Raw genomic sequence first — 20,000 nt, forward strand, 5'->3', positions numbered from 1 at the left:
AGCCGCTTAAAACCTCGGGCCTGCCACCCGGCGGCAGGCTTGAAGGGACCAGGGGCGCGTCGGATACATGCTTTCTTTTAGGGAGCTAGGCTTATCCACAGACAAGAGCAATGGGGTCAAGTTATTCACAGAAATGACCCACTTCGCTAAACCACCTCTCTTATTCAAAAAAGACCACCTTGTGTAGCGCCCAGGTGTCCCCTCGCGACGCTACGCTTGCCTCGCTCGGTTAGCGCGGAAAGCGGCACCAAAATCATTATCCGCGCAGCGGATTCAAAGCCAGATCACTCAACAAGTCAGCCACGCACAATCAAAGCAACCACCCCACCTTGACCCCAAGCGCCCCCTCGGCAACAATCCCCCCGTTGCCGCCCACATGCGGCACACGGGATTGGCGTCCCGTTCGTGTGTACCACCAGCCTACGCAGCATACTGCGCGGGCTGTTTCACCATGGCTGTGCCGTTTGGCAGGCGCATGGTGGGAGAGTGCCATGCACTCACCGGTCTGGTACACACCCGGTACGCCAATCCTGCCACGCGCCTGCCTAATACCTCCGCTTCTCTCGGCAGGTGGTTTATCTTGTGTCACAGCAGGAGAAACACCATGCAACAGCCTCAAAACTTTCCCCCGCGCCGCCGCTACAAACTGAACGCCCTGGAACAACAGAGCGCACTGCTCCCCTTCGTCCGCTTCTGCCCCGGCCGCACCTACCCGCATTACTGGCAAATGCCTACGCCCAGCAAGGATCTCCTCGCCGACCACGCCTACGGCCGCGAATGCGCGGCTCACCTGTTGCAATGGCTGAAGGACAATCGGGAATACGTCGGTAAAGGCCTGCTCAGCCGCGTGGCGCGCGACATCGATTTTGACGACCGCGCCGGACGCGGCCAGTGGATGGGCTTCTTCAACTATCTGGAAATCATGATGCTGCTGGGCGCCGACCGGGTCCGGGTTTACCGCCATGTAGACAGCCAACACCAGATCTACCTGGCGCTGGGACAGCGTTTCAGCCTGGAAGCGCGCTTCCGCCGCATCCGCTTGCGAAACCGCTAAACGTCTTGCGGTGGGTATCGCTGCGCTCCACCCACCCTACGGTGAATGGTCTTGTAGGGTGGGTGGAGCCGTAGGCGATACCCACCAAACCCCGCCATTGAGACCCAAGCATCGATTCCATCGCGTTTCCGCGTGGGTATCGCTGCGTCCCACTCACCCTACGGCGGATGGTCTTGTAGGGTGGGTGGAGCCGCTAGACGATACCCACCGACATCGTTTGCCGCCGAGCCGGCGCACGCAAAAAAGCGGGGCAGCCCAAAGCGGCCCCGCTTGATTCCTGCTTGCTTGAATGTCCGCCGAGGCTCCAATGCCTCTTGCCGATGTGGCAGACACTGTCGCGCGGCTTACTGGCCGTGCTTCTCCTCGCCCAGCTTGTCCAGATAGCGCAGGATGCGGCCGCTGTCCTGCTCCAGCTTCTGCATCCGCTCGACGATCTCCTGCTCGTCCAGCGGGCCTTCCTGGCCAAACACCGCCAGCGCGGCGCCGATGTGCTGGCTGGCCTGCTGCTCGGTGGCCGCCAGCTCGCTCCAGGAGCGGGTCTGGCCAAAAGACTGCTGGCCTTGCAGTTGCAGCCAGCCTTGCAGCTCGCTGCCCTGCTCCAGCGGCTTGGCCTCCTCTATCGAGTGATAGGCGGTCTGCTTGAAGATCACGTGGCCCACCTTTTGCAGGCTGAGCTGGGATTTGTCGTGCACGCGGTTCACCTGCGCCATTACCTGCTGCGACTGCTCCACCTGGCTGCTGAAGCGCTGGCGGAAGGTTTCCACCGAGTCCTTGACCTGGCTGGCCACATTGCCGGCGGCGCTGGCCTGGGTCTGCATATTGCCGATGCGCAGCGACAGGTTTTCCAGCACGTCCTGCACATTGTTGGCGGTGCTCTTGCTGCGTTCGGCCAGCTTGCGCACTTCGTCGGCCACCACGGCGAAGCCGCGGCCGGTTTCGCCGGCGCGGGCGGCTTCAATGGCGGCGTTCAGCGCCAGCAGATTGGTTTGGTCGGCGATGGCGGAGATGTCGGCCAGCGAGGTTTCTATGCCCTGCCATTCCTGGGCCAGCGCGGTGCTGGCGGTGTCCATGCTGCTGACGCTGTCGGCGATGGTGTCCAGGTGGCCGGACAGGTGCTGGGCGGTTTCCAGGCTGACGCGCGCGCCGTCGGCGGTGTCCTGGGTGATGGCGGCCACGTCGGCCATGGCCTGGCTGATGTCTTCCAGATCGCTCTGGTTGCTGGCCAGGTCCTTGCGCAAATGCGGGTTGTTGAGCGCGGCCAGCTGGGAGGACAGGCGGTTGCGGCGGATGTAGCCGTCGTTGTCGGCCATGGTCTGGATGGCGTGGTTGACGCTGCCCAGCGAGCTGGCCAGGATGCCCGGCAGGCCCTGGCTCAGCGGGCGGCGGCTGTAGTCGCCGGCGCTGATGGCCTTGAAGCAGGTGTTGATTTCCTTGAAATAGGTTTCGATCAGGTCGAGGAAATCGTTGAGCTGCCAGGCGAGCTTGCCCACTTCGCCCAGGTTGCGGGTGCCGGTGGCGCGGTGGTGCAGTTCGCCGGAGCTGGCGTAGCCCAGTTGTTCGTGCAGGGTGTTGAGCAGGCCGAAGATGCGGCCGCTGTGGCGCCACAGCAGCAGGGACAGGGCGATGGAGACGGCCAGCAGCAGCGCGTCCACGATGTGGCCGACGATTTCCGGGAACAGGAAGCCGTCCAGCAGCGAGAAGGCGACCAGCAGGTTGAAGCTGATGATGCACCAGCCCAGCTGGGTGCGCAGGAAGGGCGGTTTTTTGTCGTGGTTCATGCGGCGACTCCCGGCGCTTGCAGCACCTGGGCGTTGAGGGACAGGATGAAGTCCTGATAGCTGACGCCTTTTTCCGCCAGCACTTGCAGCAGCCAGGCCACGGAGGCGTCAGGCGCGGTGGCCTTGTTGTGGCTGGCTTCGATCTGGCGCATCTGGGCGTAGACGGGTTCTATGGCCTTGATGGCTTCCTGGCTGGGCGGCCGGCGCACGGAGTAATAGCCTTGCAGTTGGCCGCGCAGATCGTAGTCCGGGGTGACGTTGGCCAGCACCCAGTAGTAGTCGCCGTTTTTGCTGTGGTTTTTCACCACGGCGAAGAATTCCTGGCCCTGTTGCAGGGTTTTCCACATCAGCCGGTAGGCGCCGCGCGGCATGTCGGGATGGCGGATCAGATTATGCGGTTTGCCCAGCAGTTCGTGCTCGGCGTAGCCGGCGATGCGCATGAACACGCGGTTGGCGTAGGTGATGTGGCCGGTGGGGTCGGTCTTGGTGATGATCAGTTCATGAGGAGCGAGCCGGATTTCCTTGCTGGCCGGGCCGGCGGCGGGGTGCGTCATGGTCTGTTTCTCTCTTATTTGTCGATTGCATAACCTCTAAATGTTCATTTTCGGCCACTGGCCCAGTAGGGGCAAGCGTTTATTTATTTGTACTGCCCATGCTTGACAGGGTGCTGCTTAAATTACTTCTTAATAATCCAGTTCTTACAAAAACAAAAGGATGCCTTCGGCATCCTTTGCGGCGCGGGTGGGCAGGGCGTCAGAGCCGGTTCAACATCTTGGGGCGCGCCGCTGGCATGGAAGCGGTTTTCAGAGTTTGACGATCTGGCGGATCTGGGACACGCAGGCGCGGGCATCGTCTATCAGCTTGGCGAATTCCGGGCTGTTGATCTCGGCGTGGCTGAGCCAGCGCACCTTATTGCTGATCTGGTACTGGACGCGGATGCCGGCCGGGGTTTGCTGCTGCTTGGCGTTCACCTCGTACCAGGGGGAGCTGACCTTGCACTCGAAGGCCGGCTGGATGGCCTTGGCGCCCTTGAGCAGCACGTCGGACTGCATGGCGCTGGCGTCGCCCAGGTAGACGTCGGCCAGGTTGCCGTTGCGCTTGTAGCTGTCGAAGCTGTCCCACACGCCCTTGAAGTGGGAGTCGTAGAGAAACAGGCCGGAGATCTTCTCCAGCATGCGCGGGTCGCGCACGCTCATGCGCAACGGGTAGACGGACGGCACCATGAAGGAGGTCTTGTCGCGCTGGACCTTGCAGCCTTCCGGCTGATTGCTCAGCCGGTTGCACAGGCTTTGGTCGGTGGCGCTGACGCCCTGGTAGCGGTCTTGCAGAATGGTGTCGATCAGCGTGGAGTTGCCCAGTTCGATATCGGCGCGGACCTCGGCGCTGCCGTCGGCTTGCAGCGCGTTTTCACGTTTGATGTTCAGATCGGTGCGCGCCGGCTCCATCGGCACCTGGGTCTGGCTGACCACGCCGTCCTTGCCGATGATGAAGGCCCAGCGGTCTTGCAGGTCAGACATGATGCGGCCGGGCTGGAAGAAGGGGTTGGTCGGATCCAGCCACCAGGTCTGGCCGGCGATGTCGGCGCGGACGATCATGTGGTTGGGCGCGCCGATGCCGGGCAGCAGCAGCGGCGGGGCGAACTTGCCGCGGTAGATCAGCGCCGGCTCGGCGGCGACGCCGGAGCGGCGCAGCATGGCGGTCAGCAGGGTGGAGAGGTCTTTGCAGTCGCCGTAGCCGTGCTTTTCGATTTCCGCCAGCGTGAACGGCACCAGGCCGCGTTCCGCCAGACGGGTGTCGTTGAGGTAGCGGTAGTTGCGGTTGATGTGCTGCATGAAGGCGGCCGCCTGCTCCGCGGCCGGCTTGCCCTGGTTGGCGGCCACCACGGCGGCGGCGGCCGGCGGCAGCGGCGCGGCCAGGATTTCGTTGTAGCGGCGGGCGTGAGCGCCGAAGTGGTCTTGCGGCTGGTCCGAGGTGGCGATCACCAGCTGCGGCCATTCGCGCAGCGCGCTGTTGTTCCACTCGTTGATATAGCTGAGGAAGCGCGGCTGGCGCAGCGTCACCTTGATGCGCTTGCGGTCCGCGCTGGCGTCCACGCTGTAATCGTCCAGCATCATGCCGCGCCAGGTCAGCGGGCGGGTGGATTGGAGGTCGAAGCTGAAGCTGTCCTCGCGCGCTTTTTGCGGGCCCAGGTCCAGTTGGTAGCGCAGTTGGCGCACCAAGGGCTGCGCCACGCTGTGGGTCTTGATGCGGTAGGACACGGTGCTGCCCACCGACAATTCCGGGAAGGCCATCCAGGTTTGCATGTCGCGGCTGACGCCGGCGTCCGGATTGGGCGCGGCGCGGGTTTCGATCTGGGATTTGCCCAGTTTGATCACTTTGCCGTTGGGCTGGATCACTTCGGCCTGCTCCACCCGCAGGCGGTCTTCGGCCGGGTAGGTGAAGTCGATGCGGGACAGCTGTTCGCGGCCGGAGGGGTGCAGGATGGTGAATTGCTTGCTGGTGACGCAGTCCAGGCTGTTGTCTTTATTGTGCTGGCAGCTGACGGCGGTTTTGACCGCCAGCGGCGCTTCGCTGACCGGTTGCAGCGCGGCGGCGCTGAAGCTGCTGTAGAGGCCGGCGGCCAGCCCGAGAGTGAGTGTACGCATAGTGGAATCGAAAAGTGTGATGTTGCGGTGATGATTATACGGCGCGAGGGCGGAGAAAACGCGCATCCGGCGTCCGCGCCGCCGGATGGGGTCAAGCGTTCCATGTTCGCATATTAGCGCTTGCGAATGTGTGTGCTTTTTGTGTCGCTGTTGAGCTTGTCCGCGATCCCGCGCGCAAGTGCGGGACAAGCTGGCGGATGGTCAACGGGCGTTCACGGCGCGGCCCACATCCGCAGCAGGTTATGGTAGTTGGCGGTCAGCGCCACCAGGGCTTCGTTGTCGCCCAATTGCTGGCGCAGGCTGGAGATCGCCGCGTCCATGTCGAACAGCAGCCGGCGCTTGCCGTCGTCGCCGATCATGCTTTGCACCCAGAAGAAGGACGCCAGCCGCGCGCCGGCGGTGACCGGTTCCACCCGGTGCAGGCTGGTGGACGGATAGAGCACCATGTCGCCGGCGTCCAGCTTGACGCTATGGCTGCCGTAAGTGTCTTCAATCACCAGTTCGCCGCCTTCGTATTCGTCCGGGCGGCTGAAGAACAGGGTGCAGGACACGTCGGTGCGCACCCAGCCGTTGTCGAAGGGGTGGCGGCGCACGGCGTTGTCCACGTGGTTGCCGAAGTCCATGCCGGCCTGGTAGCAGTTGAACAGCGGCGGGAAGATTTTGGCCGGCAGCGCGGCGGAGAAGAACAGGCCGTTGCGTTGCAGTGCGCCTTCCACCATGGCCTGCAGTTGTTGGGCTTCCGGCAGTTGCTGCGGCAGCTGCAGATTGCGTTTGACCTGGGCGGACTGGCTGCCGGCGGTGATGCGGCCGTCCGCCCAGTCGGCGCGGGCCAGCAGTTCGCGGCCCAGCGCCAGTTCTTCGGCGCTCAGCACCGCGGGGATGTGCAATAACATGGGGTCTCCGTAATGGGGCCAAGCCCCCGGCGAACCGGGGGCCGGAGCCGGCTTGCAAGCGGTTTACGATCTGCTGCGCGCCGGTAGGGACATTGTGCGATGAGCGCCGGCTTCGAAGCGCTCATGCGCCATCGGCGCAGGCCGCTTTCTCAGCCGCTTGCGCCTGGTCTCGTTCTGGCTCGCGAGATCGTAATCACCTGCTTAGTACTTGAAGCTGACCGTCAGTTGCGCTTCGCGCGGGGTGCCCAGCGTGGCGTGCGCCGGGTAGCCGCCGTCGAAGTAGGTCTTGTTGGCCAGGTTGTTCACATTCAGCTGCACCTTGTACTTGCGGGTCTCGTAAGCCAGCATCGCGTTGGCCACGGTGTAGGCCGGCAGGTAGTTGGTGTTGGCTTCATGCGCGTAGCGCTTGCCCACATGGGTCAGGCCGAAACCGCCGATCACTTCTTCGGTGAACTTGTAGGTGGTCCACAGGTTGGCGGTGACCTTGGGCGTGTAACGCGGCATATTGCCTTCGGTGCCGGAGGCGCCCAAGGCCGGCGGCGCGGCCTTGTCGATGCGGGACTTCATCAAGGTCAGGCCGGCGAAGACGTCCCAGCGTTCGCTCAGCCGCCCGGCGCCTTCCACTTCCACGCCGTCGGTGTGGCGCTTGCCGGACAGCAGCACGGTGTTCTGGTCCAGCGGATCGGTGTTGCGTTCGTTGGTCTTCTCGATGCGGAACAGCGCCGCGCGCAGGCTGGCGTCGCCGTCGAACAGATCCCACTTGGCGCCCAGTTCGATATTGCGGTTCTTTTCCGGATCCACTTTGGCGGTGGCCTTGTCCAGCGCGTAGGCCTCGCCCGAGGGGTTGAACGAGGTGCCGTAGCTCAGATAGTAGGACTGGGCGCTGCTGGGCTGCCAGATCAGGCCGCTGCGCCAGCTCCACACATTGTCGGTGCGGCTGACGTCGTAGCTGCTGCTGGGGTCTTGATTGACGGAGCCGTCGCGCTTGCCGGCGCGGATCTTGTAGTCGCCGCTGAAGCGGTCGAAGCGCGCGCCCACCACGGCCTTCCATTGCGGGTTCAGCTCCAGCGTGTCCATCGCGTACAGGCCGATATTGCTGGCGTCGAACTGGGTGTTGCTGCTGCGGTAGCGGCTGAGGTCGGTGGGCGATCCCGGATTGGGATTGTCCCGGTCGGTGGGAGCAACTAGGCCAAGCGTGGCGTAGCGGTTGGTGTCGGATTTTTCCTTGCTCAGCTCCAAGCCGGTCAGCAGCGTATGGCGCACGCTGCCGGTATCGAACTTGCTGACCAGATCGGTCTGGTTGTTCCACGACCAATCGATGCCGTCGCGCATCGGCTTGCTGCGGCACATCGCGGAGTTGGGGTCGACGACTTGGCCGCTAACCGCGTCGCCGCAAACATAGCGTCCGGTCCAGGTTCCGCCTTGGTTGGCTGGTTTATTCAGTTGTTTTGATGGATTGCGCGGCGCGGTCGGCGACACATCGCGCCAGAAGCGGTTGAAACGCAATTGGTTGCTCAGCACCAGGTCGTCGCTGAAGCGGTGGGTGAGCTTGGCGGTGAGGATGTCGGTCTGGGTTTTCTCGAAGTCGCTGTTCAGGCCGTAGAAGCGGTCGCGCGGCACGTCGATGGGCTGCTGGGTGTTGGCGTTGAACGGGATGCCGTAGTCCGGAACATTATCTTCCTTCTGGTGGAAGTAGGACAGCACCAGGGTGGTGGGTTCGCCCAGGCCGAAGGCCAGGGACGGCGCGACGCCGAAGCGCTGGTTCTTCACCGGGCCGCGGTCGCTGCCGTCGTCGGTGGCCATCAGGTTGACGCGCATCGCGGCGCTGTCGCTGAACGCCTGGTTGATGTCGAAGGTGGAGCGAGCGAAGCGATTGCTGCCGACGCTCATTTCACCCGCCACCAGAGAGCCGGCGAACGGCGTCTTGCTGGCCTGGTTGACCACGCCGCCGGTGGAGCCGCGGCCAAACAGCATGGAGCTGGCGCCCTTCAGCACTTCCACTTTTTCCAGGTTGAAGGTGTCGCGGTTGTACTGGCCGATGTCGCGCATGCCGTCCAGATAGGTGTCGGTGAAGGCGGAAAAACCGCGGATCACCACCTGGTCGCCGGTGCGGCCGCCTTCGCCGGCGGCGAAGGTGATGCCGGGCACGTTGCGCAGCGCGTCCTTCAAATTGGAGACGGCCTGGTCTTCCAGCAATTGCTTGCTGAGCACGGTGACCGATTGCGGGATGTCCTTCAGCTTCTGGTTCAGCTTGCCGATGGCGCTGGATTCGGTCTTCAGGCTGCCGCGCACCGGCGTTTCGCCTTCCACGCGCACGGTTTCCAGTTTGGTGGGCGCGTCGGCGGCCAGGGCCAGTCCGGGGGAGAGGGCGGCGGCGAGCATGCCGGCGCCGATTTTCGCGGGCAACTTGCGCGCGACGATGCCGCTGCCGCGGCTTGGGGTGGGCAGATGTTCCATCAGGGTTCTCATTTTGTTTGTGTCGTTATAATCGCCGGCCGGCTAAGGCCGGCTCTGCTCTTCTTTGCCTGACTGCGCGCTTCTCCGGCCTGGTCCGGGCAAGGAGCGGACGAAGGCCCTCCTGATCTGCGCGGCGGCAGTCCGTGGAGTGGGTGGAGAGGGATGAGGAACCGGCGCGAAATAGCGGCTGGATAAGCGGCTGCGCGCTGGCGGGTACGGGACGCGGATCTCGCGTCTACTGCGGCTCAGGCCCTTAGAACCTGTTTACGATCTGCTGCGCGTCGGCGACACAGCGTTAAAAACGGTTTCGAAATGCTCATGTACCGCGCGTACATTCCGCTTTCTCAGCCACAACGCCTTGTCTCGCCTTAGCTCGCGAGATCGTAAACACGTTCTTAGGGGCCGGCTGGCAGAGTCCTCAAGCAAACCAATGGCGTGGGCTTGCGTGACGGCTCTGCGCGAGCGGCCGGCGGGCGCCGGCCTGCTCGCTGGCGGTCTTTACGGCGCTTCGGTGGCGAAGCCGATCTTGCTGATGCCGCCTTGTTGGGCGCTGGCCAGGGTTTTGGCCACGGTTTCGTAACGCACGCTCTTGTCGGCGAACAAGTGCAGCTCCACTTGCGGGTTGTCGCGGGCGGCGGCGGCGAAACGGGCGTCCAGCTCGCCTTCCGGCACTTTGACGTCGTTCCAGAACACCGCGCCGGCGGCGTCTATGGCCAGGCGGATTTCCTTGGGCTGGCTCTGCTGCGCGGCGGCGCTGGCCTGCGGCAGATCCAACTTGACGGTATTGGTCAGCAGCGGGGTGGTGATGATGAACACCACCAGCAGCACCAACATCACATCCACCAGCGGGGTGGTGTTGATGTCGGCCATCGGGGCGGAGCCGCCCTTGTCGAAACTACCGAAGGCCATCGATCTCTCCGGACTGAGTCAGCAGCTGGGCGTGCAGATCGTGGGCGAAGTAGTCCATGTCCTGAGCCATGATGCGCTGCATGCGGGTCAGGGCGTTGTAGGCCAGCACCGCGGGGATGGCGGCGGCCAGGCCGGCGGCGGTGGCCACCAGGGCCTCGCCGATGGGGCCGGCCACCGCGGCGATGGTGACCTGGCCGGCCGCGCCGATGTTCACCAGCGCGTGGTAAATGCCCCATACCGTGCCGAACAAGCCAATGAAGGGCGCGGTGGAGCCCACCGAGGCCAGCACGGTCATGCCGGTTTCCTGCTTGCCGTTTTCCTGGGCCAGGCCCTTGCGGATGGCGCGGGTCAGGAATTCGTCCAGATCGCAGCTCTGGCCCAGCGGGCGCTCAGCCTGGCTGCGGTAGTGGCGCAGCGCGGCCAGGCCCTGGCGGGTGAGGTTGGCGAAGGGCGCGCGGGAATCCTGCAGCTGGGTTTCCGCCTGTTTCCAGTTGGGGGCGTCCCACAGCGCGGCCTCGGCCTGCTTGTTGGCGCGGCGGATATGCCAGGTGCTGACGCCGCGAACCAGGATCAGGTACCAGGTCAGCACCGACATCAGGACCAGGATCATGAACACCGCGACCAGCACGGCGTCCCCTTGTTGGAATACAGTCATTAGATTCATGATTTGGCAGACTTCAAAGAAAATTCAACGGGAACGATAAAGGTGTAGGCGATGGCTTCATTGCCGCGTTTGGCCGGGGTGAAGGTCCATTTCTTCACCGCCGCCAGGGCGGCGCGGTCCAAGCGCGGGAAGCCGCTGGTGTTGGCCAGCGCCACGTCCAGCGGCTGGCCTTGGGCGGATACGTGCACCCGCAGCTGCACGGTGCCGGTTTCGCCTTCCTCGATGGACAGCGCCGGGTAGGCCGGCTTGGGATTGTTCAGATAGCCGCCCCGGTACATCGGCTCGGTGATCGAGGGCTTGGCGTCGGCGGACTGGCCGCGCGAGCTGCCGCCTTCGGCGGAGCTGGTGGCCGCGCTGGGCTTGCTTTCCGCCGCGGGGGCGGCGGTGGGCACGCTGATGGCCTTGGCGCTGGGCGCGGCCGGCGTGGGCGTGGCCATTACCTTGGGTTTGACCGGAGTCGGCTTCGGCGTCGGGGTGGGCTTGACCTGCGGCGTCGGCTTTTTCTCGGGCTTGGGCTGCTGCTTGGGTGCAGCCGGCGCGGCGGCCTTGCTGGGCGCGGCCAGGCTGATCATTTCCATGCTGGCGACGCGCGGCAGCGTGATCGGCGCCTGCATCGCCACTGCGCCGCCCATCAGCACGAAGACCAGGGCATGCAGGCCCACGGTGCTGGAGAGCGCCGAGTATTGAAGAATTCGCTGGTTCATGACGGTGATGATAATACAAACTATTCTCATTATCCAAGCTGGAAAACGCGTATATCCTCACGTCATTGATATGGGTAAATAAATGACGGGAAAAGGATTTTGCCAAGTGTCGCGTCCGCCGGCGCGCCGGAGCGGCCCGGCGCTTGCAATCCATGGTTTTGCCTGCATATTTTGCAGCATTGGCCACGGCGGAGTGCCGGTGGCGACATTATTGGAATACAAAACATGCAACAGTTCGACGGAACCACCATCGTGTCCATTCGCCGCGGCAATCGCGTGGCGCTGGGTGGGGATGGCCAGGTCACCCTGGGCAACATCGTGATCAAGGCCTCGGCGCGCAAGGTGCGCAAGCTGCACGGCGGCAAGGTGCTGGCGGGCTTTGCCGGCGGCACCGCCGACGCCTTCACCCTGATCGAGCGTTTTGAAGCCAAGCTGCAAAAACATCAGGGCAATCTGCTGGTGTCGGCGGTGGAACTGGCCAAGGACTGGCGCACCGACCGCATGCTGCGCCGGTTGGAGGCGATGCTGATCGTCGCCGACAAGAACAGCACCCTGATCATCACCGGCAACGGCGACGTGCTGGAACCGGAGCAAGGCATCGCCGCCATCGGCTCCGGCGGCGCCTACGCCCAGTCCGCGGCGCGCGCGCTGTTTGAAAACACCGATCTGGCGCCGGAAGTGGTAGTGAAGAAATCGCTGGAGATCGCCGGCGACATCTGCATCTACACCAACCACAACCATGTGATCGAGCTGTTGGACGACGCCGAAGAGCCGGAAGGCAAAGAGCCGGCAGCCAACTGAGCCGCCCGATTCAAGAATCAAATCGCCGGGAGCGCCGCTTCCGGCTGGAGAATGTCATGACGCAAATGACCCCGCAGGAAATCGTCCACGAGCTGGACCAACACATCATCGGCCAGAACGCCGCCAAGCGCGCGGTGGCGGTGGCCTTGCGCAACCGCTGGCGCCGCCAGCAGGTGGCCGAGCCGCTGCGCAGCGAAATCACCCCCAAGAACATCCTGATGATAGGCCCCACCGGTGTGGGCAAGACCGAGATCGCCCGCCGCCTGGCCAAGTTGTCCGGCGCGCCCTTCATCAAGATAGAAGCCACCAAGTTCACCGAGGTGGGCTATGTCGGCCGCGATGTGGACACCATCATCCGCGACCTGGTGGAAGTGGCGATCAAGGACACTCGCGACGCCGCCATCAAGCGCAACCGCCCGCGCGCGGAAGACGCGGCGGAAGACCGCATCCTGGACGTGCTGCTGCCGCGTCCGCGTCAGCAGGCCGGTTTCTTCGGCGGCGAGCCGGAAGCGGAGGCCAAGCCGGAAGACGGCGCCACCCGCCAGAAATTCCGCAAGATGCTGCGCGAAGGCGCGCTGGACGATAAAGAGATCGAAATCGAAATCGCCGCGCCGGCGGCGCAGATGAATGTGATGGCCCCGCCGGGGATGGAGGATTTCGCCAGCCAGCTGCAAGGCATGTTCCAGGGCATGGGCTCCGGCAAGAAACAGACGGCCAAGATGAAGGTGACGGAGGCGCGCAAGCAGTTGATCGACGAGGAAGCCGCCAAGCTGGTCAACGACGAGGAACTGCGCGCCGAAGCGCTGAAGAACGTCGAGCAGAACGGCATCGTGTTCCTGGACGAGATCGACAAGGTCACCAGCCGCAGCGAAGGCCAGGGCGGCGCCGACGTCTCGCGCGCCGGCGTGCAGCGCGACCTGCTGCCGCTGGTGGAAGGCACCACCGTGTCCACCAAGTACGGCATGGTCAAGACCGACCACATCCTGTTCATCGCCTCCGGCGCCTTCCAGCTGTCCAAGCCGTCGGACCTGATCCCGGAACTGCAAGGCCGTCTGCCCATCCGCGTTGAACTCTCCTCGCTGACCGTGGACGACTTCAAGGCCATCCTCACCAGCACCAACGCCTGCCTGACCCGTCAGTACCAGGCGTTGATGGCCACCGAGGGCGTGGAACTGGAGTTTGCCGAATCCGGCATCCAGCGCCTGGCCGAGATCGCCTGGCGGGTCAACGAGAAAACCGAGAACATCGGCGCGCGCCGTCTCTACACCGTGATGGAAAAGCTGCTGGAAGAAGTGGCATTCGACGCCAAGGCCGGCCGCTGCGAGATCGACGCCGCCTATGTCGACAGCAAGCTGGAGCAGGTGGCCGAGCGCGAAGATCTGGCGCGTTACGTGCTCTGATCCACTCCTTATATATAGAAACGCGAACGGCGGCCGATGGCCGCCGTTTTTGCATCCGTCTCAGCGCGTCTCACAGGCCGGCTTGGCGGCGGCTGGCATGGCCGCCAAATCGCGGAACGCCTCCGGGTGATGCCGCCAATACCAATCCTTCACCTCCTCGTGGTCCAGCTCCAGGAAAGCCTTCAAGCCCGGCAACAGCAGCATGGGCAGCACGGTGGCCAAATGCAGCAACGCGAAGATCAGATAAACCCGGTCCAGCGGCAGCACATGCAGCAGCGCTCCGGCCAGCGCCGGCCCCAGCATCGAGCCTATCTTCACCAGCATCACATTGATGGCGGAAAAGCGCGCGCGGTAATTCTCCGGCACCGCCAGCGTGCGGTGGGTCTGGCCGATCAGCTGGTTCAGCGCGAACATCAGCCCCATCACCGCGAAACAGGCCAGGATCAGCCAAGGGTTGTCGCTGAGCGCCACCACCAGCATCAATACACCGCAGACCAGCATGCCGAGGGTGCGCGCCTGGTAACGGCTGAAGCGGCGCAGCAGCACATGGGTGAACCATAGCGAACCCAGCAGCATGCCGGCGCTGATCGCCGCCTCGCAACCGCCCAGCCAGGCGGCGGACAAACCCAGCGCATGCAGCTTGACCGGCAGCAAGGTGGTCACCAGCGGCATGAAGGCCACCAGGGTGATGAATACCGCCAAGGTCCAATAGCGTTCCAGCGGAATGCGCCAGCGCGCGTACAAGCCGCTGCGGATATCTTCCAGCCAGGGGCTGCGGACGGCGCCTGCCGCGCGCGGCGGCACGCGCACATATAAGGAGGCCGCGGCGGCCACCACCAGCAAGAAGGCATAGGCCAGCAGAGTCAGGGTGGGTGAGGTCGCCGCCATCAGGCCGCCGCCCAAGACCGGGCCGATCAGATTGCCGGCCGACTGCGAGCTTTTCTGCAAGGACAGCGCATCGCCCAGTCTGGCCGCCGGCACCATCTCGGCGGCGATGCTCAGCATGGACGGCAGCACGATGGACCAGGCCAGCATGGCCAGCGACTCCACCGCAATCACCCAGCCGATGCGATACCAGCCCATGGCCGCCATCAGCGCCAACAGCAGGGCGCTCAACATCGCCAACAGCATGCCGCCGCCTATCAGCCGGTTCTTGGGCAGGCGGTCGCCCAAGGGCGCGGTCAGCGGCAGCGACAGCAACATCACCAGCGCGGTGATCGAGCCGAACCACGCCATATCGCGCGCGCCGCCGGATTGCACCACCCACCAGCTGATGGCGACGTAACCGGCGCCCATCGCCAGCCCGCTCAGCACGTCGCTCAGCATCAAGGCGTAAAACGGCGCGGGCAGGCCCTCCAATCGTTGACGCAAGGTTTGCTGCATGAGGAGGGCTCCTGGGCGGTGGGGATGCGCTTAGCTTAACAATTAATGACTAAGGCATAAAGTCTGCGCCGAATAATTTGCCGGAAAGCGGGTTTTTCGGAAAAACCGGGGAAAATCTGCCCGCTTTCGCAGCTTATCTGCCGACGACAACAAGCTGGGAAGCCTTGTTTTCCGGCTTGCCCAAAAGTTCTTGTAAAATTCTTTATGGATGATATCCATTTAAATCATTGACTTAGGTGTTGATATCTTAAAAACCCTCTCTTTTTTCAAAATAGGTGTTGACGGAGCGGGGGCTGTAACGTATATTTCACCTCCTCAGCAGACAACGCAGCGGCGGAAACGAAACGCAGCGAGGACGGCAAAACCGCCAAGGAACAGACCGGCCGCCAGCCCTTGCTCATCCTGTCCGCGCCGGCCGGCATCGCCAGCCTGAGCCAGCAAAGCCACACCCTGGCCGCGGGCAGCAATCTGGACCTGGTGGCGCAGCGGGACACCAACCAGACCAGCGGCCGGCGCTGGATTCACAATGTGGGCCAGCACATCAGCCTGTTCGTTACCGGCCTGCAAGACAAGATTTCGCTGAAGCTGATTGCGGCCAAGGGCAAGGTGCAGATGTTGGCGCAGAGCGACAGCGTCGAGGTCACCGCGGACAAGGACGTGACGGTGACTTCCTGCAAGGAAAGAATCACGGTGGCGGCCAAGCGGGAAATCCTGCTCAACGTCAGCGGCGGCGCTTACATCCGCATCGCCGGCGGCAATATCGAGCTGCATTGCCCCGGCAAGGTGTCGGTGAAGGGCGCCAGCCATCAGATGAGCGGGCCGGCGCAAATGACGGTCACGCATCCGGATTATCCGCAGAGCATTCCCAGGATGCCGTTGTCGCTGCGCCTGGATCAATCGCCGCAAGGCGGCAACAGCAGCTGGACCGGCATGCCCTATACCCTGCATGCCGACGGCGGCGAGGTGGAGCGCGGCATCATTGACGAAAGCGGCCACCTGGCGGTCAAACATGCGGTCACCACGCAAAAATACACGGTGGAGCTGGCCAACGGCGTCAAGTTCGATATCCCGGTGGCCAATGAGCTGAGCAAACCGGACAAGGGCGCGCTGGCCAACGCCGGATTCCATAAAGTCGTGGCCGGCGGCGCGCCGCCGGACGGCCGCGTGGAGCCGGATGAGCATGCGCGCGCGCGCTACCACCGTTTGCTGAATGGCGAGGCCGACGCTTCGCCCGCAGGAGAGTAATAAATGAGCGCGAACACGATAGTCTCCCCGATCTGCGTCAAAGAGCCGCTACGGGCCAATTTGACCCTGCCCTGGTTTTTGCAGACCAGCGAATACGCGCCCCATGAGGGCAGCTTCCAGCCCCTGGTCAACGGCGAGGCGGCGTTTGCCTCGGTGCATTACGTCATCGCCAAGGCCAAGAAAAACGTCAGCATCATCTGCTGGGGCTTTCAGCCGTCCATGTACTTTGTCCGCAAGGGCGCGGACATGGTGAAGTACGCGGACATCGCGGAAGCCGTGCCGGCGCAGATAGGCAAGCTGCTGGAGCACAAGGCCAAGCAGGGCGTGCAGGTGCGGGTGCTGTGTTTTGCCTCCAAGCCGGCCGGCATGTACGTCAACAGCACCGGCGCCACGGTGGATGAGTCGCAAACCCCGGGCCGCTGGAGTGTGGGGATTAAGGACAAGCCGGGCTATGAAACCCCGGAGCAGTATAAATACGATTCGCAGTGGTATTCCTGGTATGACGAGGACCAGCCGGCGGCCGGCGCCTCGGACAAGATTGTGCGGGACAGATTTCACAAGGATATCCCCAGTAAATACCTGCATTTCCGCAGCCGCGGCTTTGGCCCTTATACCCGCACTCATATTGCAACGCAGGATTACGACGATAAGGGTTTGAAGAAAAGAACCAAGACCGCCTTGGCGATAGGCCCCAGCCATCACCAGAAAATGGTGCTGGTGGATTACGACGACGCGCAAGCCCATGTCGGTTTCGTCATGGGTCACAATATGTTGGACGAGTACTGGGACACCAATGCCCACAGCGCCAAGCCCAAAGCGCCCAATCTGGGCCGCAACGGCACGGTGGGGCCGCGCGAGGATTTTTCCAGCCTGATCACCGGCCCGGCGGTGGGCGATCTGTTCCACAATTTCCGCCGCGCCTGGCGCGACGAAACCAAGGAAGACCTGCCGTTGCCCGGCTGCGGTTTCGGCAGTTATGCGCCGCGGGTGGATGGGCAGGCCAATAAGGCCGCCATGGTGCAGCTGCTGCGCACCCAGCCGGAATACAAGAAACAGGACATCAAGAAGCTGTATCTGAAGGCGGTCAACAATGTCACCTCCTACATCTTCATCGAAAACCAGTATTTCCGCTGGCCGCCGCTGGCGGAAAAGATCAAGGATGTGGCCAAGGCGCAGAAGCAGGCCGGCCGCCCCTATCCTATCTATCTGTTCGTGATCACCAATACCAGCGACGCCGGCGTGGGCGCCGGCACGGTCAACACCTACCGGATGCTGGACAGCCTGGGGCGCGCCGATACGATTCCCGGCGTGGCGCGCCAGGAAAAGGCGGATGATGTGGAGGCCAGGCTGGGCCAGGCCAAGCAGGCGGAACGGGAGGCCAAAGTGGTGAGCGCCTTGAACGTCATGGCGCCGGCAAAGCTCAAAAGCAAGATCAAGGAAGCGGAGGCAGACGCCACGGCTTATCGGGAGCGGATGGAAAAGGAATACGAAGCCGCCCAAAAGCCGGACGCCCCCATTGCCGCGGTTGAGCAGCCTGGCCTGAAAACCCATATTTGCTCCATCGTGGCGCCGGACTCCCCTGGGGGGGCATGGGCTGAAACCTATATCCACGCCAAGCTGATGATTATCAACGACGCTTTTCTGACGCTGGGCTCGGCCAATATCAACACCCGCAGCATGCAGGTGGACAGCGAGCTGAACATTGCGCTGGATCGGCCGGAAATCTCCAAGCCGCTACGCCAGGAGTTGTGGGGGAGGCATACTCAATATCGTGGGGGAGCAAACCCAGATAGGATGGATAGGGAAAGTAGTGCTAAAGAGGCATTTAAGACTTGGCAGGATATCTTAAGCGAGAATAAGAACGCATTTAAGTTCTCACAACCCCCTCTAGCACCACTCCGTGAATTCCTGCGTACTGATCCTGCCCGGAGCAATAGTGATTAAGCCTGCATTTCTGACCCTGATTCTGACCCTGAGCCTGGCCGCCTGCGGCGGTGCCAAGGAGCGTTCCGTGCCTGATTTGAAAGAAGTCGAAGCCAAGTTGGCCTTCAACTGCGCGTATGAGAAAGACCATTTGCCGGCTCTGATCCCGGAAGCGGAGCAGTTATACCGCTACGCCCGCTGGTTGCAGAAGAACCAGATCGAGAAGGAAGACCCGCTGCGCTTCCCGGAGATGGAGCGTTATTACCGCATTGCCACGGCTCACGGCCATTACAAGGCCAATCTGGAGCTGCGCGACATGATAGGGCGGGGCACGGCGCGCAGTGAGGACCCGGTCAAGGAAACGCTGGACCTGACCCAGGAGCTGATAGACCGCGGCATTCCCGGCGGCTATTACGATATGGGGCGTTATCTGAAGGCCGGCTACGGCGTGAAACAGGACGAGGAGCTGGCCAACCGTTACTACCGCAAGGCGGCGGACCTGGGCAGCCCGGATGCACAGTATCTGGTGGGGGACAAGCTGACGGGGCTGACGATTGCGCAGCCAGGGCCGTTTGCTGTAGGGACTCAAATGCTCAAGTGTGCAGGAGAGCAGGGACATGGGAAGGCTGCTTCGGATTACGCATATCAACAACGCTTTGAACAAAACTTTATTGAGGCTGTTAAGTTTTTCCAACTGGCAACTAAAAGTGGAAATGAAGCAGCGGCTTTTAAGCTAGAAAAAGGTTTTGGTGCAATCACAGATGCTAACAAACAATGGAATGACTTGGGTCTGAAGCAGGATGATGAGCGTAGCCGTCGCTACAAAATCATTAGCGATGTTCTCAGCGACTACTCCTACGCCCATCCCAAGGTGCCGGAACTGGACGAGATCGTGCCGCTGCCGCCGGCCCCGCTGCCGGCCTGGGACGGCAAGTTGAAGTGGCTGGAAGCGTTCAAGGCCAATCTGCCGCCGGAAAAACCGTCGGAAGCCTTGATGAGCCAACTGGCCGCGGCCAAGGGCCTGGACCCTAAGACCGGACGGCCGCTGAACGGCAAGCATGGTTAAAACGCTGTACGCCTTGTCGCTGTTGGGGGCTCTGGCCGCCTGCGGCGCCAAGGAGCGTTCCGTGCCTGATTTGAAAGCAGTCGAAGCCAAGCTGGCCTTCAACTGCGCGTATGAGAAAGACCATTTGCCGGCCTTGGCCCCGGAAGCGGAGCAGCTATACCGCTACGCCCGCTGGTTGCAGAAGAACCAGATCGAGAAGGAAGACCCGCTGCGTTTCCCGGAGATGGAGCGTTATTACCGCATCGCCACGGCTCACGGCCATTACAAGGCCAATCTGGACTTGCGCGACATGATAGGGCGGGGCACGGCGCGCAGCGACGACCCGGTCAAGGAAACGCTGGACCTGACCCAGGAGCTGATAGACCGCGGCATTCCCGGCGGCTACTACGATATGGGGCGTTATCTGAAGGCCGGCTACGGCGTGAAGCAGGACGAGGAGCTGGCCAACCGCTACTACCGCAAGGCGGCGGACCTGGGCAGCCCGGAGGCGCAGTATCTGGTGGGGGACAAGCTGACGGGTTTGACGATTGCGCAGCCAGGACCCTTTGCTATTGGGACTCAGATGTTGAAGTGCGCAGGGGAGCAGGGGCATGGAAAGGCTGCGAAGGAGTATGCAGTTCAAATGCAGGGTGAAACTAATTCTGAAGCAGTAAAATTTTTCCAATTGGCTATCAGATCGGGGGATGCAACTTCTGCGTTGAATTTGGGAAATGCTTTTGGTCCCATCACTGAAGAGAATAAACAGTGGGATGATCTGGGGTTAAAACAGGACGATGAGCGGCGGCGACGTTATCTACTCATTATGGGCGTGTTAAGCGACTACTCCTACGCCCACCCCAAGGTGCCGGAACTGGACGAGATCGTGCCGCTGCCGCCGGCCCCGCTGCCGGCTTGGGACGGCAAGCTCAAGTGGCTGGAGGCGTTCAAGGCCAATGTGCCGCCGGAAAAACCGTCGGAAGCCTTGATGAAGCAGCTGGCCGCGGCCAAGGGCCTGGACTCTAAGACCGGACGGCCGCCGGGCGGGGGGCGCGATTGACGCCGGTTTTGCAGCGGGTCGCGGCCCGTTCGCGCTGAACTG

Annotated in this window: 16 protein-coding genes; 7 read left to right on the plus strand and 9 right to left on the minus strand. The window is 62.8% G+C overall.

The window, feature by feature from the left end; translation table 11 throughout:
* Positions 1 to 604: 604 nt before the first annotated feature.
* Positions 605 to 1,054 carry a hypothetical protein gene (locus DB032_RS22460; RefSeq protein WP_107801411.1) on the plus strand — a complete coding sequence of 150 codons (450 nt, stop codon included), beginning with the start codon at positions 605 to 607 and terminating at the stop codon, positions 1,052 to 1,054.
* A 344-nt stretch (positions 1,055 to 1,398) separates the two neighbouring features.
* Here the strand turns inward: DB032_RS22460 and DB032_RS22465 are convergent, their stop codons facing one another.
* The 8 genes from DB032_RS22465 to DB032_RS22500 all read right to left on the minus strand — a co-directional run bounded on the left by DB032_RS22465 (position 1,399) and on the right by DB032_RS22500 (position 11,104).
* Positions 1,399 to 2,832 carry a methyl-accepting chemotaxis protein gene (locus DB032_RS22465; protein WP_107801412.1) on the minus strand — a complete coding sequence of 478 codons (1,434 nt, stop codon included), beginning with the start codon at positions 2,830 to 2,832 and terminating at the stop codon, positions 1,399 to 1,401.
* A complete protein-coding gene (locus DB032_RS22470; protein WP_107801413.1) occupies positions 2,829 to 3,386 on the minus strand; it encodes a PAS domain-containing protein in 558 nt (185 codons plus the stop codon). The genes DB032_RS22465 and DB032_RS22470 overlap by 4 nt, the downstream gene beginning before the upstream one ends.
* 249 nt (positions 3,387 to 3,635) lie before the next feature.
* Positions 3,636 to 5,477, minus strand: a complete 1,842-nt coding sequence (locus DB032_RS22475) for a DUF3857 domain-containing transglutaminase family protein (protein WP_158274399.1) — start codon at positions 5,475 to 5,477, stop codon at positions 3,636 to 3,638.
* A 212-nt stretch (positions 5,478 to 5,689) separates the two neighbouring features.
* Positions 5,690 to 6,370, minus strand: coding sequence for a Fe2+-dependent dioxygenase (locus DB032_RS22480; protein WP_107801415.1), 681 nt, complete (start codon positions 6,368 to 6,370; stop codon positions 5,690 to 5,692).
* Between the two features lie 201 nt (positions 6,371 to 6,571).
* Complete coding sequence (locus DB032_RS22485) at positions 6,572 to 8,827, minus strand: TonB-dependent siderophore receptor (protein WP_107801416.1); 2,256 nt, start codon at positions 8,825 to 8,827, stop codon at positions 6,572 to 6,574.
* 498 nt (positions 8,828 to 9,325) lie between these two features.
* Positions 9,326 to 9,736 (minus strand): biopolymer transporter ExbD, encoded by a 411-nt coding sequence (locus tag DB032_RS22490; RefSeq protein ID WP_048415369.1) that lies wholly within the window; start codon positions 9,734 to 9,736, stop codon positions 9,326 to 9,328.
* Positions 9,723 to 10,400 (minus strand): MotA/TolQ/ExbB proton channel family protein, encoded by a 678-nt coding sequence (locus tag DB032_RS22495; protein ID WP_107801417.1) that lies wholly within the window; start codon positions 10,398 to 10,400, stop codon positions 9,723 to 9,725. Before DB032_RS22495 ends, DB032_RS22490 begins: the two co-directional genes overlap by 14 nt.
* A complete protein-coding gene (locus DB032_RS22500; protein WP_107801418.1) occupies positions 10,397 to 11,104 on the minus strand; it encodes an energy transducer TonB in 708 nt (235 codons plus the stop codon). Before DB032_RS22500 ends, DB032_RS22495 begins: the two co-directional genes overlap by 4 nt.
* Before the next feature lie 225 nt (positions 11,105 to 11,329).
* Here DB032_RS22500 and hslV point away from each other — a divergent pair, with 225 nt between their 5' ends.
* Positions 11,330 to 11,905, plus strand: coding sequence for an ATP-dependent protease subunit HslV (gene hslV / locus DB032_RS22505; RefSeq protein WP_107801419.1), 576 nt, complete (start codon positions 11,330 to 11,332; stop codon positions 11,903 to 11,905).
* 56 nt (positions 11,906 to 11,961) lie between these two features.
* Complete coding sequence (hslU, locus tag DB032_RS22510) at positions 11,962 to 13,305, plus strand: ATP-dependent protease ATPase subunit HslU (RefSeq protein ID WP_107801420.1); 1,344 nt, start codon at positions 11,962 to 11,964, stop codon at positions 13,303 to 13,305.
* 60 nt (positions 13,306 to 13,365) lie between these two features.
* On the opposite strand, the gene DB032_RS22515 is transcribed toward hslU, so the two are convergent.
* A complete protein-coding gene (locus DB032_RS22515; protein ID WP_107801421.1) occupies positions 13,366 to 14,688 on the minus strand; it encodes an MFS transporter in 1,323 nt (440 codons plus the stop codon).
* 393 nt (positions 14,689 to 15,081) lie between these two features.
* Between DB032_RS22515 and DB032_RS22520 the strand changes: the two genes are divergently transcribed.
* The 4 genes from DB032_RS22520 to DB032_RS22535 all read left to right on the plus strand — a co-directional run bounded on the left by DB032_RS22520 (position 15,082) and on the right by DB032_RS22535 (position 19,958).
* Positions 15,082 to 15,933: a DUF2345 domain-containing protein gene (locus DB032_RS22520; RefSeq protein ID WP_107801422.1), complete on the plus strand. Its 852-nt coding sequence runs from the start codon at positions 15,082 to 15,084 to the stop codon at positions 15,931 to 15,933.
* A gap of 3 nt (positions 15,934 to 15,936) precedes the next feature.
* Positions 15,937 to 17,877, plus strand: coding sequence for a phosphatidylserine/phosphatidylglycerophosphate/cardiolipin synthase family protein (locus DB032_RS22525; protein WP_107801423.1), 1,941 nt, complete (start codon positions 15,937 to 15,939; stop codon positions 17,875 to 17,877).
* Positions 17,870 to 18,922: a DUF6396 domain-containing protein gene (locus tag DB032_RS22530; RefSeq protein ID WP_107801424.1), complete on the plus strand. Its 1,053-nt coding sequence runs from the start codon at positions 17,870 to 17,872 to the stop codon at positions 18,920 to 18,922. The genes DB032_RS22525 and DB032_RS22530 overlap by 8 nt, the downstream gene beginning before the upstream one ends.
* A gap of 61 nt (positions 18,923 to 18,983) precedes the next feature.
* The gene (locus DB032_RS22535) at positions 18,984 to 19,958 is read left to right on the plus strand and encodes a DUF6396 domain-containing protein (RefSeq protein ID WP_158274400.1); all 975 of its coding nucleotides are present in this window, start codon (positions 18,984 to 18,986) and stop codon (positions 19,956 to 19,958) included.
* The last annotated feature ends 42 nt before the right edge of the window (positions 19,959 to 20,000 follow it).

It is taken from the genome of Chromobacterium sp. Panama (assembly GCF_003052555.1).
Classification (GTDB): domain Bacteria; phylum Pseudomonadota; class Gammaproteobacteria; order Burkholderiales; family Chromobacteriaceae; genus Chromobacterium.

Excerpts from the sequence above, each read along its gene's own strand:
- DB032_RS22460 (WP_107801411.1), top strand. The coding sequence starts at position 605 with ATGCAACAGCCTCAAAACTTTCCCCCGCGCCGCCGCTACAAACTGAAC.
- DB032_RS22465 (WP_107801412.1), bottom strand. The coding sequence starts at position 2,832 with ATGAACCACGACAAAAAACCGCCCTTCCTGCGCACCCAGCTGGGCTGG.
- DB032_RS22470 (WP_107801413.1), bottom strand. The coding sequence starts at position 3,386 with ATGACGCACCCCGCCGCCGGCCCGGCCAGCAAGGAAATCCGGCTCGCT.
- DB032_RS22475 (WP_158274399.1), bottom strand. The coding sequence starts at position 5,477 with ATGCGTACACTCACTCTCGGGCTGGCCGCCGGCCTCTACAGCAGCTTC.
- DB032_RS22480 (WP_107801415.1), bottom strand. The coding sequence starts at position 6,370 with ATGTTATTGCACATCCCCGCGGTGCTGAGCGCCGAAGAACTGGCGCTG.
- DB032_RS22485 (WP_107801416.1), bottom strand. The coding sequence starts at position 8,827 with ATGGAACATCTGCCCACCCCAAGCCGCGGCAGCGGCATCGTCGCGCGC.
- DB032_RS22490 (WP_048415369.1), bottom strand. The coding sequence starts at position 9,736 with ATGGCCTTCGGTAGTTTCGACAAGGGCGGCTCCGCCCCGATGGCCGAC.
- DB032_RS22495 (WP_107801417.1), bottom strand. The coding sequence starts at position 10,400 with ATGAATCTAATGACTGTATTCCAACAAGGGGACGCCGTGCTGGTCGCG.
- DB032_RS22500 (WP_107801418.1), bottom strand. The coding sequence starts at position 11,104 with ATGAACCAGCGAATTCTTCAATACTCGGCGCTCTCCAGCACCGTGGGC.
- hslV (WP_107801419.1), top strand. The coding sequence starts at position 11,330 with ATGCAACAGTTCGACGGAACCACCATCGTGTCCATTCGCCGCGGCAAT.
- hslU (WP_107801420.1), top strand. The coding sequence starts at position 11,962 with ATGACGCAAATGACCCCGCAGGAAATCGTCCACGAGCTGGACCAACAC.
- DB032_RS22515 (WP_107801421.1), bottom strand. The coding sequence starts at position 14,688 with ATGCAGCAAACCTTGCGTCAACGATTGGAGGGCCTGCCCGCGCCGTTT.
- DB032_RS22525 (WP_107801423.1), top strand. The coding sequence starts at position 15,937 with ATGAGCGCGAACACGATAGTCTCCCCGATCTGCGTCAAAGAGCCGCTA.